Origin of the sequence: Barnesiella sp. ET7, assembly GCF_024733785.1 — a bacterium.
GTDB lineage: Bacteria > Bacteroidota > Bacteroidia > Bacteroidales > Barnesiellaceae > Barnesiella > Barnesiella merdigallinarum.
Window position 1 is genome coordinate 1 of sequence record NZ_JANRHM010000008.1, and the last position, 14987, is coordinate 14987.

11 protein-coding genes and 1 tRNA gene are annotated in these 14987 nt (G+C 55.4%); 3 read left to right on the plus strand and 9 right to left on the minus strand.

Annotated features, from left to right (window positions below):
• Positions 1-28: 28 nt before the first annotated feature.
• Genes ilvC through ilvD form a run of 5 tightly spaced genes read right to left on the minus strand, consistent with a single transcriptional unit; the run spans position 29 to position 5987 of the window.
• Entirely contained in the window at positions 29-1075 is a 1047-nt protein-coding gene (gene ilvC / locus NW211_RS06455; RefSeq protein WP_087408630.1) for a ketol-acid reductoisomerase, read from the minus strand.
• A 34-nt stretch (positions 1076-1109) separates the two neighbouring features.
• Positions 1110-1874, minus strand: coding sequence for an acyl-[acyl-carrier-protein] thioesterase (locus NW211_RS06460; protein ID WP_258327319.1), 765 nt, complete (start codon positions 1872-1874; stop codon positions 1110-1112).
• Positions 1871-2416 carry an acetolactate synthase small subunit gene (ilvN, locus tag NW211_RS06465; protein WP_087408668.1) on the minus strand — a complete coding sequence of 182 codons (546 nt, stop codon included), beginning with the start codon at positions 2414-2416 and terminating at the stop codon, positions 1871-1873. The genes NW211_RS06460 and ilvN overlap by 4 nt, the downstream gene beginning before the upstream one ends.
• A gap of 4 nt (positions 2417-2420) precedes the next feature.
• Positions 2421-4133 (minus strand): biosynthetic-type acetolactate synthase large subunit, encoded by a 1713-nt coding sequence (gene ilvB, locus NW211_RS06470; RefSeq protein WP_087408628.1) that lies wholly within the window; start codon positions 4131-4133, stop codon positions 2421-2423.
• Between the two features lie 27 nt (positions 4134-4160).
• Complete coding sequence (ilvD, locus tag NW211_RS06475; RefSeq protein ID WP_258327320.1) at positions 4161-5987, minus strand: dihydroxy-acid dehydratase; 1827 nt, start codon at positions 5985-5987, stop codon at positions 4161-4163.
• A gap of 478 nt (positions 5988-6465) precedes the next feature.
• On the opposite strand from ilvD, the gene NW211_RS06480 reads away from it, so the two are divergent.
• Positions 6466-8769 carry a BamA/TamA family outer membrane protein gene (locus NW211_RS06480; protein WP_258327321.1) on the plus strand — a complete coding sequence of 768 codons (2304 nt, stop codon included), beginning with the start codon at positions 6466-6468 and terminating at the stop codon, positions 8767-8769.
• Positions 8770-8865: 96 nt separating this feature from the next.
• A tRNA-Arg gene (locus NW211_RS06485) sits at positions 8866-8939 on the plus strand.
• 257 nt (positions 8940-9196) lie between these two features.
• On the opposite strand, the gene NW211_RS06490 is transcribed toward NW211_RS06485, so the two are convergent.
• Together NW211_RS06490 and NW211_RS06495 are read right to left on the minus strand one after the other, a co-directional pair.
• A complete protein-coding gene (locus tag NW211_RS06490; protein ID WP_241147826.1) occupies positions 9197-9679 on the minus strand; it encodes a GtrA family protein in 483 nt (160 codons plus the stop codon).
• Between the two features lie 19 nt (positions 9680-9698).
• On the minus strand, positions 9699-10388 hold the full coding sequence (locus tag NW211_RS06495) for a CDP-alcohol phosphatidyltransferase family protein (RefSeq protein ID WP_087408625.1): 690 nt from the start codon (positions 10386-10388) through the stop codon (positions 9699-9701).
• Positions 10389-10823: 435 nt separating this feature from the next.
• On the opposite strand from NW211_RS06495, the gene NW211_RS06500 reads away from it, so the two are divergent.
• Positions 10824-11825, plus strand: coding sequence for a malate dehydrogenase (locus NW211_RS06500; RefSeq protein WP_087408624.1), 1002 nt, complete (start codon positions 10824-10826; stop codon positions 11823-11825).
• A 116-nt stretch (positions 11826-11941) separates the two neighbouring features.
• Here the strand turns inward: NW211_RS06500 and NW211_RS06505 are convergent, their stop codons facing one another.
• Both NW211_RS06505 and NW211_RS06510 read right to left on the minus strand, forming a co-directional pair.
• Entirely contained in the window at positions 11942-13345 is a 1404-nt protein-coding gene (locus tag NW211_RS06505) for an arylsulfatase (RefSeq protein WP_258327322.1), read from the minus strand.
• Between the two features lie 17 nt (positions 13346-13362).
• The gene (locus NW211_RS06510) at positions 13363-14943 is read right to left on the minus strand and encodes a GEVED domain-containing protein (RefSeq protein ID WP_206422483.1); all 1581 of its coding nucleotides are present in this window, start codon (positions 14941-14943) and stop codon (positions 13363-13365) included.
• Positions 14944-14987: the final 44 nt, after the last annotated feature.

Here is a 14987-nt window from a genome sequence, read left to right on the forward strand (position 1 = left end):
CGCTATATAAACTAAACCTATGGCTCGATCAGTTGTTTTCGGGGCGCAATTTGCGCACGGTAACACCGGCTTGCCACATTTCGCTGTCGCGCAACTCCTTCAGCTCCTTGTTCAACCCTTCGCGGTATCCCTCCTTGCTGTTGGCGTCGATCGAGCGTTGAGCCTCGTTGCCCTTGGCTACCTCGTCATACAGCTCTTCGAATACCGGTTTGGTGGCGTCGCGGAAACGCTTCCACCAGTCGAGGGCACCCCGTTGAGCCGTGGTCGAGCAGTTGGCATACATCCAGTCCATACCGTTCTCGGCGATAAGGGGCATGAGCGACTGGGTGAGCTCCTCGACGGTTTCGTTGAAGGCCTCCGAGGGGCTGTGGCCGTGAGCCCGCAGGGTGTCGTACTGGGCGGCAAAAATACCCTGGATGGCTCCCATGAGGGTACCGCGCTCGCCAGTGAGGTCGGAGTAAACCTCGCGTTTGAAGGTGGTCTCGAACAGATAGCCCGAGCCGACCCCGATACCCAGAGCCAATACTTTCTCCTTGGCGTGCCCGGTCGCATCCTGGAATACGGCGTAGCTCGAGTTGAGGCCGCGGCCTTGCAGGAACATGCGGCGCAGACTCGTACCCGACCCCTTGGGGGCTACCAGTACCACGTCGACATCGGCGGGAGGCACGATGCCTGTACGCTCTTTATAGGTGATGGCAAAGCCGTGCGAGAAGTAGAGCGTCTTGCCCGGCGTGAGGTGCTTCTTCACCTGCGGCCACACCTCGATTTGTGCGGCATCGGAGAGCAGGTATTCGATGATTGTGCCCCGTTTGCAGGCCTCTTCGATTTCGAAGAGCGTTTCGCCGGGTACCCAGCCGTCGGCTACCGCCTTGTCCCAGGTCTTGGAATTTTTACGCTGGCCTACAATCACCTTGAAGCCGTTGTCGCGCAGGTTCATGCTCTGTCCCGGGCCCTGCACGCCATACCCGATAACGGCGATTGTCTCGTTCTTGAGTACTTCTCTTGCTTTCTCCAAAGGAAACTCTTCGCGGGTAACTACGTTCTCGTCAACACCGCCAAAATTCATGATTGCCATGTTCTTTTACGTTTTGAGGTTATGGAATTTGTATTTATCTGTTTTCAAAAATGATTCGTCCTTTGCAATAGATGGTCTGGTCGTTGCGTATCTCGAGGGCGAAGTTGTCGGGCGCCTCCTCGGCTTTGAGCAGTTGCAGCGGGGTGCCGTAACGGGCCTCGTTGGCATAGCTGATTTCGAAGCGGTGCACCTGCTGGCGGTCGTAGCGCTCGAGGTCGAAGAGGTCGAGCAGATGCTCGATATACTTCACGCTGTTGACGTGCCGGTTGAGGTCGATGTCGATGTATCCCACGCGATGCGTGGCGGGATGGTCGTCGTGCACGTCGCGCACTCGCGACTGCTTGTCGATGGGGCAGGGACGGTCGGTGATGTTGCGGGCGATGTAGTCGAGCTGGCTGAGGTCGACCGATGCCCGGGTCTCCAGGTCGATTACCACCCATATCGTGCGGGCATAGCCGCAGGGGGTTCCGTCGGCCCCGTAGATGGCAAAGTTGCGCGACGAGAAGTGCTTGTTGTACCCCTCGATCCAAGTCTCGAGCGTGTAGTTCTCGTGGATGCGTGGGTAGCGGGTCATCTCGATACTCAGTCGCGAGAGTACCCACACTTGCCGCTGTTTGATGAGGTCGCTGTACCCGATGCCCCACGATTCGGCATGCAGCGTGGCTACCTCGAGTATCCGCTTCACCAGCAGGGGCAAGGGCAGCTCCTGTTGGGCATTGGCCTCGGCCGGTTCTACCGTATAGCTGTGGGTGTAGACCGGCTGGACGGGCGATTCCGAAAGTGCTTGATTCTCTTTCATAGTTGGTTCTGGCGATATTGTTGTTCTTGTAAAAACAGGCTTACGTGCTCGACCGTCGATTTGGTGATGGCCACGCGGCCCGACCGCACGAACTGCATCACCTCGTAGCGGCTCAGCTCCTCGAAGAGGGCTTGGGTTTCGTCGGTATGCCCCGATTTCTCGATGACCGTGTAGGTACGGTTCACCTCCAGGATGCGGGCGTTGTGTTTCCGTATCAGCTCCTCGATACGGCTGTCGTCGAGCAGCTTGTCGGTAGGCACCTTGTAGAGGGCCACCTCCTGGAACACGATTTCGTCGTCGGTGTAGAAGAAAGCCCGCAGCACGTCGATGCGTTTCTCGATCTGCTTGACCAGCTTCTCCATCGTTTCGCGGTCGCTGTATGTGGTGATGGTGAACTTGTGTATCCCCTCGGCGGCCGAGGCCGATACCGACAGGCTCTCGATGTTGAGCTGTCGACGGGTGAAGATAATCGAGATTTGGTTGAGCAGACCCACCTGATTCTCGGAGTATACGGTTACGGTATATAATGTTTTGTCTGTCATATCGTTATTCATATTTTTCGGTAGCATTGAGCATGATGTGGGTTACACAGGCTCCGGCGGGAGTCATGGGGAATACCATACCGTCGGGGTCTATTTGTACGTCGAGCAGGTAGGAGCCGCGGTGAGAGAGCATCCGTTCGATGGCATCGTCGAGCTCCTCGCGGGTGGCTACCCGTTCGCCGTCTATGCCGTAGGCTGCGGCTATCATTGTAAAGTCGGGGTTGAGCATGGGGGTCTCGGAGTAGCGGTGGTCGAAGAAGAGGGCCTGCCACTGCCGCACCATGCCCAGAAAGTTGTTGTTGAGGATGATGATTTTCACATCGATGCCGTATTGCATGATGGTGCCCAGTTCCTGGATGGTCATCTGTATGCCCCCGTCGCCGGTAAAGAAGCAGACGGTGCGGTCGGGGTTGCCTATCTTGGCGCCGATGGCTGCCGGCAGACCGAATCCCATCGTGCCCAGCCCGCCCGAGGTGACGAGGCTGCGCGGGTGCTTGAACCGGTAGTAGCGGGCCGACAGCATCTGATTCTGGCCCACGTCGGTTACCAGAATGCTCTCGTTGCCGGTTGCCTCCGATACCTTGCGGGCCACCTCGCCCATGTTCATGAGCGGCTTTTGCGGGTGTATCTCGGGCTCGATGACCTTGACGCGCTCCGCCTCTTCGCAGGGGACAAACGACTCGAGCCACTCGGTGTGGCGGGCCGGTTCCACCTTCGGGAGCAGGGCCTGCAGCACGGCCCGGGCGTCGCCCAGTACCGACACGTCGCACTTCACGTTTTTATTGAACTCCGAGGGGTCTATGTCGATGTGGATGATACGGGCCTGTCTGGCATACTGGTTCACGTCGCCCGTTACCCGGTCGTCGAAGCGCATGCCTATGGCGATGAGCAGGTCGCATTCGTTGGTCTTGATATTGGCGGCCACGCTGCCGTGCATGCCCAGCATGCCCTTGTAGAGCGGGTGGTCGGTGGGGATGGCCGAGAGACCCAGCAGGGTGCAGCCCACGGGAATGTCGGCCTTTTCGGCCAGAGCGGCCAGTTCGGCTTCGGCCTGGGCGATAATCACGCCCTGTCCGGCCAGGATAAGGGGTTTGCGGGCCTGGTTGATGAGGCGGGCGGCCTCATCGATTTCGGCCGGCTTGATGGCCGGGTAGGGGTTGTAGCTGCGGATGAACTGGCAGGGCTGGTAGTCGAAGTCGGTCAATCCCGTCTGGGCATCTTTGGCGAAGTCGAGCACTACCGGGCCGGGGCGTCCGTTGCCGGCAATGTAGAAGGCGCGGGCCACGGCCCAGGCAATCTCGTCGCTGCGGCGTATCTGGTAGCTCCATTTGGTGACCGGCTGGGTGATGCCCACCACGTCGGTCTCCTGGAAGGCGTCGGAGCCCAGCAGCGACGAACCTACCTGCCCCGTGATGACGATGAGCGGCGTGCTGTCCATCATGGCATCCGACAGGCCGGTGATGATGTTGGTCGCCGCCGGTCCCGAGGTGACCAGCACGACACCCGTCTTGCCCGATACCCGGGCGTAGCCCTGGGCGGCGTGGGTGGCGCCCTGCTCGTGGCGCACGAGTATGTGGTTTATCTGGTCGCGATAGTCGTAAAGTACGTCGAATACCGGCATGATGGCTCCGCCCGGATACCCGAAGATATATTCTGTCTGTTCTGCAATCAAGGCTCTGATGAGCGCTTCTGCTCCGCGTATTTTTTCTGTTGCCATAATCGTTTCGTAGATTTTAGAGGGAGATTAGATGAGTCGAACGGCACCTTTGTCGGCCGAGCTGACCAGGGCTGCATAGGCCTGCAGGGCTTTCGATACGGTGCGTTGCCGTTGCCGGGGGGTGAAGGCCGCCTGGCCTCGCGCCAGCTCTTCGGCGCGCCGCCGTTCCAGTTCGGCATCGTCGACCAGCAGCTCGATGCTTCGGTTGGGGATGTCTATCTCGATGAGGTCGCCGTCGCGTACGAGACCAATATTGCCTCCCGCCGCGGCCTCGGGCGAAATGTGGCCGATCGACAGTCCCGAGGTGCCGCCCGAGAAGCGTCCGTCGGTAATGAGGGCGCAGGCCTTACCCAGGTGTTTCGACTTGATGTAGGAGGTGGGGTAGAGCATCTCCTGCATGCCGGGGCCACCCTTGGGGCCTTCGTAGGTAATCACCACCACGTCGCCGCTTTCGACCCGGCCGCCGAGTATCCCTTCGCAAGCCTCTTCCTGCGACTCGAATACCTTGGCCCGGCCCTTGAAGTGGAATATCTTTTCGTCGACACCGGCCGTCTTGACGATGCAGCCGTCCTGAGCGATGTTGCCGAAGAGCACGGCCAGGCCGCCGTCTTTGACATAGGCGTGTTCGAAGTCGCGAATACAGCCTGTGCTGCGGTCGGTATCGAGGTCGCTGTAGTAGTTCTCCTGCGAGCCCAGTACCAGGTTGAAACGGTTGCCCGGTGCACTGTGCCACACCTGTTTGGCCTTGGTCGGGCATACGCCGTCGCGTATGGCATAGGCTTCGATGGCCTCGGCCAGCGTGTGGCGGTCGACCCGGTGCACCGAGGTGTCGATAAGCCCCTCGTCGGCCAGGATAGCCAGAATCGAGAGGATACCGCCGGCCCGGTTCACATCCTGTATGTGGTAGTGTGAGTTGGGGGCCACCTTGCAGAGTACCGGCGACTTGCGCGAGAGCCGGTCGATGTCGCTTATCGTGAAGTCGACACCCGCCTCGCGGGCGATGGCCAGCAGGTGCAGCACGGTGTTGGTCGAGCCGCCCATGGCGATGTCGAGCGTCATGGCGTTGAGGAAGGCCGCGCGGGTAGCTATCGAGCGGGGCAGCACGCTCTCGTCGCCGTCGCGGTAGTAGGCCTGGCAGTTTTCGACAATCTGTCGGGCCGCTTCGACGAAGAGCCGTTCGCGGTTGCGGTGCGTGGCCACGATGGTGCCGTTGCCCGGAAGGGCTAGCCCGATGGCTTCGTTGAGGCAGTTCATGGAGTTGGCGGTAAACATGCCCGAGCAGGAGCCGCAGGTGGGGCAAGCCGCATGTTCCACGCGGCGCACCTGCTCGTCGTCGATGCTCTCGTCGGCCGATTCGACCATGGCGTCGATCAGGTCGAGGCCCCGTCCGTCGAGGTGTCCGGCCTCCATGGGACCGCCCGATACGAAGAGGGTGGGGATATTCAGCCGCATGGCTGCCATGAGCATGCCCGGCGTTATCTTGTCGCAGTTGCTGATGCACACCATGGCGTCGGCCTTGTGTGCGTTGACCATGTACTCCACGCTGTCGGCGATGAGGTCGCGCGAGGGGAGCGAATAGAGCATGCCGTCGTGTCCCATGGCTATACCGTCGTCGATGGCGATGGTGTTGAATTCGGCGGCAAAGCACCCCAGTTTCTCAATCTCCTTTTTGACCGTCTGTCCGATTTCGTGCAGGTGTACATGCCCCGGGACAAACTGGGTGAACGAGTTGACTATGGCAATGATGGGGCGTCCCATCTGCTCGGCCTTCATACCGTTGGCCCGCCACAGGGCCCGGGCTCCGGCCATTCGCCTGCCGGCCGTACTGGTTGTGCTTCGTAACTGATGTTTCATCGTATCTACTGTTTACAAAAAAAAGAAAAACCTTTCCGCGCAGGTGGAAAGGTTTTACAATTACTCTTGATTGTTTATAACTATGAATTGAAGTAACTACATACGCCTTTCCACCTTACCGACTCACGACAATAAGTTCGCTAATAATAATCGATAGAGAAATGACATGTAGTATCATAATCATCATGCTGTGTGATTAAATGGTATTGCAAATGTAAAACTCTTTCGTGAAATAAGCAAGAGTTTTGAAAGAAAATTTGTGGTTGAAATTTAATTTTGCTTTTATTTTGCTTGTTTTTGCAACAAGAAGATATATAATAATGTGTCTTTGCCAAAACTCCTCAACCGGAGTGTAGCCCTCGGTTGTGCATCTCGCCGGCAAATAGAGGGGATTTGAAAAAATAAAGTGTATATTTGCAGTGCCTTATTACGATAACGAGATAGGTATAAAATCCATATAATTCGGGGAACCTTGAGAATGCGACGTTTCATAACAGCCTGTGGAGTAGCCATCGCCTGTGGGGTGTTGGTGGCGTGCAGTCCTACCCGTCATGTCCCCGACGGCAGCTATCTGCTCGACCATGTGAAGATAGAGACCGATGCGAAGGAGGTGAAACCCTCGGATCTGAAGTCGTATCTGCGACAGGAGCCCAACCACCGGATGTTCGGCCTGTTTCGTTTCACGCTGGGGCTCTACAACCTCTCGGGCAACGACTCGACCAAGTGGTTCAACCGCTGGGTGAGAAATGCCGGAACCCCGCCCGTCATCTACGACCCGATGCTGATGGAGAACTCGCGCCTGCAGATGGAGAAGGCGATGTTCAACAAGGGCTATATGTCTGCCCGGGTCGAGGCCGATACCACTTCGCGGGGCAAGCGCATGGATGTGGTCTATCGCGTGTCGGCCAATACGCCGCACTATATAGCCAATGTCGATTATCACATCGCCAACGATACTCTGTCGCGGCTGATCGAGCGGCGGTTCTCGAACCATTCGCTCTTGAAGAAGGGCGACAACTTCGACCGGAACGTGCTCGACGAGGAGCGGCAGCGCATCTCCGACATCTTGCGGAGCGACGGTTTCTATGCCTTCAACAAGGAGCTCATCACCTATACGGCCGATACCGCCGACCACTCCAAGGCGGTGAACCTGACGCTGAACATACGGCCCGATTCGATGGTCAACACGTCGGGTTATCGACCTTACGAGCGCTACTACATGCGCAAAATCTATTTCGTGCTCTCCTACGACCCTACGGCTACCGATGCTATCGACGTCTCCAACGCCGGGGAGTACAAAAACTACTATTTCATCGAGGGCGATCACCCCTATATACGTCGCGAGACACTGGTCGAAAACTGCTTTATCCGGCCGGGGCTCCTCTTCAGCAGCCGCGATGTCGACAACACCTATACCGCTTTCGGCCGGTTGCACATTGTCAAGTATGTCAATATCCGTTTCGAATCGGCCGGTCGAAGTGCCGAGGGGCGCAACGAGCTCGACTGCTATATTCTGCTCAGCGAGGACAAGCCTCAGTCGGTTTCTCTCGAGGTCGAGGGTACCAATTCGGAGGGAGACTTGGGGTTTGCCGTGGGGGCCACCTACGAGCACCGCAACATCTTCAAGGGTTCCGAGACCTTTTCGACCAAGGTGCGCGGGGCCTACGAGAGTCTATCGGGCGACTTGAGCGGACTCATCAACGACCGCTACACCGAGCTGGGGGGCGAGGTGGGCATCACCTACCCGAAGTTTCTCTTCCCCTTCCTGCGCACCGATTTCCGTCGGCGCATGAAGGCCAGCACCGAGTACAGCGTGAACTTCAACTTCCAGCAGCGGCCCGAGTATACCCGTGTCATCTGGGGTACGGCCTGGAAATACAAGTGGACGACCAATCGCGGATTCTTCCGCCACAACTACGACCTGCTGGATATAAACTACGTCTATCTGCCCCACAAGACCGACGACTTCCTCGAGACCATCGCCCCCGACAACCCGCTGTTGCGGTATAGTTACGAGGATCACTTCATCATGCGCATGGGGTATACCTTCTATTGTTCGAACCTGAACCCCTCCAATCCCGTGCAGCGTCGCACCAACGTCTATACGCTGCGGGCTGCCGGCGAGGTGGCCGGCAACGTGCTCAACGCCTTTTCGCGGCTCACCTCGAAGTCGCAGCCGACCGACGGTTACAAGATATTCGGCATCCGCTATTCGCAGTATGCCAAGTTCGATTTCGATTACAGCTTTACCCACCTGATCGACGACCGCAACTCGGTGGCTTTTCACGTGGGGGGCGGTATCGGTATTCCGTACGGCAACTCCGATATTCTGCCTTTTGAGAAACGCTACTACTCGGGTGGTGCCAACAGTGTGCGGGGGTGGTCGGTGCGTACGTTGGGCCCCGGTAGCTACAATGGCAACAACCTGGTGTCGGAGTTTATCAACCAGTGCGGCGACATCCGGCTCGACATGAATCTCGAGTATCGGGCCAAACTTTTCTGGAAAGTCGAGTTAGGCGCCTTTATCGATGCCGGCAACATCTGGACCATTCGCAACTACGAGGCGCAGCCCGGCGGGCAGTTCCGGCTCGACTCGTTCTATAAGGAGATTGCGTTGGCCTATGGTCTGGGCATTCGTCTCGACTTCAGCTACTTCCTCTTGCGGTTCGACTTGGGTATGAAAGCCTATAACCCGGCTGCCGGACAGGAGCATTGGGCCATTGCTTCGCAGAATTTCAAGCGCGACTCGGCCTTTCACTTCACGGTGGGGTATCCCTTCTGATGCACGGGCTTGGGGGTGTAGCTAAAAAAAGTAGATTCTTATATTTGGAATATCGCGAAATATCCCTAACTTTGCAGCACTTTTCTATGAAAGGTCGGTTGAGTAGCTCAGCTGGATAGAGCAACAGCCTTCTAAGCTGTGGGTCTTGGGTTCGAATCCCAACTCAATCACCTCAAGGGAGCAAGCATTTCGTTTGCTCCCTTTTTTTATGGCCCAATCTTCAAAGCCCCCGGGTGGCAGGCTGGTATTGCCTGTACAAGGGGCTTGGCATCGCATTCGGGCGATATGTTCAATCGGGAATAGAAGTAGTGGGGTAATGTGCTTTTTCGTGAGGCGTATGTATAGCGCATGCAGCGGCCATTGATAGGTGTGCCGGTTGCCGTTACGGTGTGGGGTGTTGTGTTTGATAAGAGGCGTAGAGTGGCGGTTATGCACCCAGCGAGTCACACTCGTCGCTGCCACCGCCCACGCTGCCCACTTTTACCTGTTTGCTCGACTTGAATACCAACATGTCGGCCACCAGGTAGTTGAATACACCCGAGATGAGCAGGGCGGCGAGATTACAGTAGACTACATTCCACTCGAATATCTTCTGGAAGATGAGCAGGAATACCATCTTGATCAGGAATCCTGCACCCGACGAAAGATTGAATACCAGGAATCTGAGGCAGAAATCGCGTGTGGAGCGATGTCCCAGACGACTTTTCCAAATCCAGAAGTAGGAGCACATGAAGTTGCTCAGTACGGCAAATTCGAAGCTGATGGTGGGTGAGAGTATGTATTTGCCGAAATAGCTGGTGAATATGAAGTGGTCGCATATCCATAGCACGAAGGTGTCGACCCCTGTACCAAACAGGCGGCTGACCACGAATTGCAGATAGATGCGTAGTTTCAATATTCCGGCTTTCACGACCTTTTCGCTTCGTTACTTATTTCTGGAAGGGTTTCAACGGGTCTTGCTGCGACAGGGCGCGGCGGTCGGTTACGAATTGCACGAGCCAGGCGATGAAGAGGAAGCAGGCGATGAAGAGGCCGGCTACATCGAACAAGCCCAGTGTCTGGCCGCCGATAGTCCATTTGATATCTTCGAGCGAAGTATATATGAATATGGTGTTAATCAAGATGATAACCAGTCGCAATTCGGTGGGGCCCAGTTTACCGTAGGTAAGCAGGAATTTGCCTTTGACGATGGTCGAGATATAGGTATAAATCGAGAGCACCAGATAACCGGCCAGTACCAGCATGGCTACATCGAGGCGGAACATCGGCGACAAACCGGCACCGATACACATGATGCAGATGGTGATGGCATCGAGCGAGTGGTCGATAAAGAATCCGTAGACCGGGCGTTGCGTATTGCGCACACGTGCCAGCGTGCCGTCGAGGCTGTCGCCGTACCAGTTGATGAACAGACCCAGTGACGAAAGCCACAAGTAATTCTTATCGATATGTGCCAGTATAAAACCGACTGCGCAGATGACTGCACCCAGCAGACCCGTATAGGTGAGGAAGTCCGACGTAACCCACGAGGGCTGACGTTGAGCCAACCAAACTAATGCTTTTTTCTCTGCTGCATTGAGCAGAGAGGTCTGAATCCTTTCTGATGTTTCTTTCCCCATATCCTAAATTTTGTACAAAAGTACAGATTATTTGGAAAACCGAGTAAAAAAAATCCATGAATTTACGGGGGTGTGTAAAAGATTTGAAATTTCTGTTTCGGTTCGGTGAAGCTCTCTGGCAAGGCTTTTGTCAATTTAGGACCAAAGTCCCTTGTCATCGGCATTCTGTGAGATTCTGGCTAATCGTTTTTATATGAGAAGATTATCGTTTCGGCGATTTGGGCATGCGGCAAGCAATAACCTTTTGTTATGGAAAGTAAAAAAGAATGATAATCAAAATCGGGTTTTACTTGTTATTTTTGTTACACGAATAAAGGATGCACTTGGCATAGTCAAACTGGAAAACTTCGGTTTTCTTTTGCTTCTGCACGGCTCTTTACCTATATTCGTCATGTAGTTCAAATACGAAATACAGAACTTAAAATAAAAACGATTATGGAATTTTTGACAAACGAGAAATTGACGATCGTCGGCGCAGCCGGTATGATCGGTTCGAACATGGCTCAAACGGCCTTGATGATGCACTTGACTCCCAATGTATGTTTGTACGACCCGTATGCTCCGGCTCTCGAAGGGGTAGCCGAGGAGTTGCGTCACTGTGCTTTCAAAGGGGTGAACCTGACCTATACGAGCGATGTGAAAGAGGCTCTTACGGGTGCTGCTTACGTGGTATCGTCGGGTGGTGCTGCCCGTAAAGCCGGTATGACTCGTGAAGACTTGCTCAAGGGTAATGCCGAGATTGCTGCCGAATTTGGTAAAAACCTGCGTGCCTATTGCCCCGATGTGAAACATGTTGTCGTTATCTTCAACCCGGCCGATATTACGGGCCTCATCGTTCTGCTCTATTCGGGTCTGAAACCTTCGCAGGTATCGACGCTTGCCGCTCTCGACAGCACCCGTCTGCAAAGCGAACTGGCCAAATATTTCCATGCCGTTGCCGACGAAATCGAGAATTGCCGTACCTATGGCGGTCATGGCGAGCAGATGGCTGTCTTTGCCTCGACGACCAAGGTGAAGGGTACGCCGCTCACCGACCTGATCGGTACCGACAAGTTGCCTGCCGAAGATTGGGAGAAGATTCGCCATCAGGTAGTACAAGGCGGTAAACACATTATCGACCTGCGTGGTCGCTCGTCGTTCCAGAGCCCGGCTTACCTCTCGATCGAGATGATTGCCGCCGCCATGGGTGGAAATCCCTTTACCTGGCCGGCCGGTGTGTACCTCTCGGAAGGGAAGTTCAACCACATCCTCATGGCCATGGAGACGATTATCGACCGCAACGGCGTTCACTACAACCCCGTTTACGGTACGCCCGAGGAGGAGAAGGAACTTGAGAACAGTTACAAACACTTGTGCGAACTGCGCGACGAAGTGATTGAAATGGGTATTATCCCGCCCATCGCCGAGTGGCACAAGCTCAATGCCAACATCGACTGATTGCCGGTTTGAGAGAGATAGCCCCGTGTGAGGGGCAGAAACAGAATAGCGGTCTCGAGAATGAACTCGAGGCCGCTATCTGTTTTTATCAAATTGAAGAGGTGTGTTGTGTACCTTTAGCGTCCGAAGTTGAATATCGTGGACGGCGTGTGTTCACGGTCCATGATGACCTTCAGTTCCTCTACCTTGTCGGGGTAGGTGTTGGCCAGGTTATTGTCTTCGTGGGGATCTTCGTCGATGTTGTAGAGCTCGTGGGTAGGATTGCCGTTCTTGATATTCTGGCGTATCAGTTTCCATTCACCGGCTCTCACGGCCTGGCGTCCGTTCTCTTCGTGAAATTCCCAATAGAGGAACTCATGCTGTTGTTGCTCGCCTTTACCGGTGAGGGTAGGGAGTATCGACAAGCCGTCCATGGCTTCGTCGCGCCAGTTGGGACTTTCGCCCAACAGTTCGACGAAGGTTGGCATCATATCCCAGCCGGCAGCCATCAGGTCGGTAATCGAACCGGGTTGAATGGTTCCGGGCCAATAAGCGATGTAGGGTACACGCATACCGCCCTCGTACAAGGCGCGTTTCAATCCTCTTAGCCGCTCTTCGGTGTTGAAGAATGTGGGGTCGGCACCGCCTTCGTTGTGAGGGCCGTTGTCGCTGGTGAAGATGAAGAGGGTCTTCTCGGCGATACCCAGCTCTTCGAGTTTGTCGATGATTTGGCCTACATAGGTATCGAGGCGGGTAATCATGGCAGCGAACTGGGTGCGCGGGTCGGTCGCCGTTCCGTAGTCGCCGTCGTTATACCAGGGTTTGGGCTCCTGGAATTTGCCTTTATACATGTCCACAATGCTGTCTTGCGGCTGGCGCAGCTCGGCATGCGGGATGGTATAGGTGAAGTAGCCGAAGAAGGCTTTATCTTTGTTGTCTTCGATGAACTTCATGGCATGCTCGTGGATGGCATCCTGCGAGTAGCGCCCGTTTTGATACTCCTTGGTCTTGTTGTTCCACAGATATTCGGGGTAGTAGGAGTGGGCCTTGCGCTGGCAGTTGTAGCCGTAGAACACGTCGAAGCCCATGTCGTTGGCTTCGCCACCAGAGCCGGGATAGCCCATGCCCCATTTGCCGAAGCAGCCGGTTACATACCCGTTTTTCTGGAACAAGTTGCCCAAGGTCTCTACGTTCGGGTCGAGCGGTTCCTGCCCTTCGGGCTGAATCTCTTTATTGCCACGGATTTTGGTGTGGCCGGTGTGTTGGCCGGTCATCAACGAGGCTCGCGAGGGGGCACTCACGGCGGTGCTGGCGTAGAATTGGGTGAAGGTCATACCCTGGTTGACGAGCCGGTTGAGGTTGGGAGTCGAAATCATTTGCTGGCCATAGGCCTCGATGTCGCTGTATCCCATGTCGTCGCAGAGCAGGTAGATGACGTTCGGACGTTCGGTCGTGGCTACGGCATCTCTTTCTTGGGCAAAGCACATGCCTGAGGTGAGGAGCAGGCCGCTGGCCGGATATATAAATTTACTGGTATTCATGTTGGTATGTTTGATATTTAGAGTTTGCTGTCGAGAAGTTTGAGTGAGGTGGTCTTTCCTGTTTCCGATTCGATGACTACGATGATGAATCGCTCGGAGTATCGCAGGTCGCCTTCGAAGGTGGTATCGGTTGCCAGATAGTCGCCCAGCAACTGTCCCGAGAGGCTGATGACTCTCACCCGGTTGCGGCCGTCGAGACCGGTTACCGTGAGGTGTCCGTCGTAGAGCCGGGCCCGAGGAGCTACGCTTTGGGTTTCATCGTCGATAGCGGTGGGTGTTTTGATTGACACCTTGTAGAAATACCAGCCCGACCCGGTACCGATACCGGCATTGTACAGCACTACGCTCCACACGCCGTCCTTGGCATTGAGCAGGTAGGAGTTGTCGCCTTCGTATTTGATCGAATAGCTGCCGTTGGCGTTTCCGCTGGGGGCGATTTCAAACCGGTTGCCGGTAGCCGAAGCCGTGAAGTTTACAGTCTCGAGCACTTTCGATCCCGATATGCGCAGGTCGGTGCCACGGTTTACAATATACACCTGATTGTTGCCGGCGTCTTCGAGCCGCCACAGGAACTTGTCGGTTTGGTTGGCCGGCTTCTCTACGCGCAATTCGGTGGTATAGTCGCCGCCGATGTTGGTGTCGTAGGCAATATAACGCTCTTTGCGGGTTTCGGAGGTGTGGGCATTCATAATCTGATACCAAATGGGATTCTCGGCCGTGCTCACCTCGGGTGTAGCCAGTTGGGGAACAGCCGCTTCGAATACGGCGATGAGGCTCGTACTCTTGCTCACGGTAAAGGTGTAGACTGCCTCTTCGCTCACGATTTCGCCGCCTTCTTGCCAGCCTTTGAAGTCGATTACGGTTTCAGACTCTTCGTTGATAACGGCCTTGACGGTAACCTGGCTGCCGATTTCGTAGCGGCCGGCTTCGTTTGGTGCTGTTTCGATAAGAGCCGTTCCCAATTCGTTGTTGTTCGAGGTTACGCTGATGAAGCAGTCGGTACGGTCCGAAGCCTCCATCACATAGACTACGAAGTCGTATATGCGTCCCGAAATCGAGGCATCGGCCGACGAGGGGGTGGACGATTCGACTCTTATCCGCACGCGGGTCTTACCCAATGCAGCCGTCTCGGGGATGGTGATGGGTTGCACGAAACTGCGGGTCGAGGCGTTTACTTGTGCCGTTTGCGACTCTTTTTCATATATACCGTTGCGGTCCCAGTCGGTATAAGCCGTGATTACGTAGCTCGACGGGTCGACCGACATCGTGGCATTGAGTTCGAAACTTTCGCCGGCAATCAGCAGCGAAGTCTCTTTCGATACGATTGTAAAGTAGCTGCTTGGGGCACTCGATTTGACATATCCCAGCGGATAGATAATGGCATTACCCGAGGTGGTAGCCGAGGTGATGTATCCGCCATTGGCCGAGCCTGCCGGCATTTGGTAGATGGGGCTGTTTTCGCTGATGCGTCCCAGACGGACCATTGTTTCGAAAGGATCCGACGTGATGTAGCTGTCGGCTGTCGTATCGGCTGCCGCTATCGGTAAGGCCGAGGCTACAAGAGGAATGATGAATAGAGATTTGAAAAATTTGTTCATGAGGAGTTTCTTTAATTTTTTTTGGGGGGGAGGGTGAGTAGAAA

Bases quoted from the DNA above. Each gene is read 5' to 3' on its own strand.
- NW211_RS06500 (WP_087408624.1), top strand. From the start codon at position 10,824: ATGGAATTTTTGACAAACGAGAAATTGACGATCGTCGGCGCAGCCGGT.
- ilvD (WP_258327320.1), bottom strand. From the start codon at position 5,987: ATGAAACATCAGTTACGAAGCACAACCAGTACGGCCGGCAGGCGAATG.
- NW211_RS06510 (WP_206422483.1), bottom strand. From the start codon at position 14,943: ATGAACAAATTTTTCAAATCTCTATTCATCATTCCTCTTGTAGCCTCG.
- NW211_RS06495 (WP_087408625.1), bottom strand. From the start codon at position 10,388: ATGGGGAAAGAAACATCAGAAAGGATTCAGACCTCTCTGCTCAATGCA.
- NW211_RS06480 (WP_258327321.1), top strand. From the start codon at position 6,466: ATGCGACGTTTCATAACAGCCTGTGGAGTAGCCATCGCCTGTGGGGTG.
- ilvB (WP_087408628.1), bottom strand. From the start codon at position 4,133: ATGGCAACAGAAAAAATACGCGGAGCAGAAGCGCTCATCAGAGCCTTG.
- NW211_RS06460 (WP_258327319.1), bottom strand. From the start codon at position 1,874: ATGAAAGAGAATCAAGCACTTTCGGAATCGCCCGTCCAGCCGGTCTAC.
- ilvC (WP_087408630.1), bottom strand. From the start codon at position 1,075: ATGGCAATCATGAATTTTGGCGGTGTTGACGAGAACGTAGTTACCCGC.
- NW211_RS06505 (WP_258327322.1), bottom strand. From the start codon at position 13,345: ATGAATACCAGTAAATTTATATATCCGGCCAGCGGCCTGCTCCTCACC.
- ilvN (WP_087408668.1), bottom strand. From the start codon at position 2,416: ATGACAGACAAAACATTATATACCGTAACCGTATACTCCGAGAATCAG.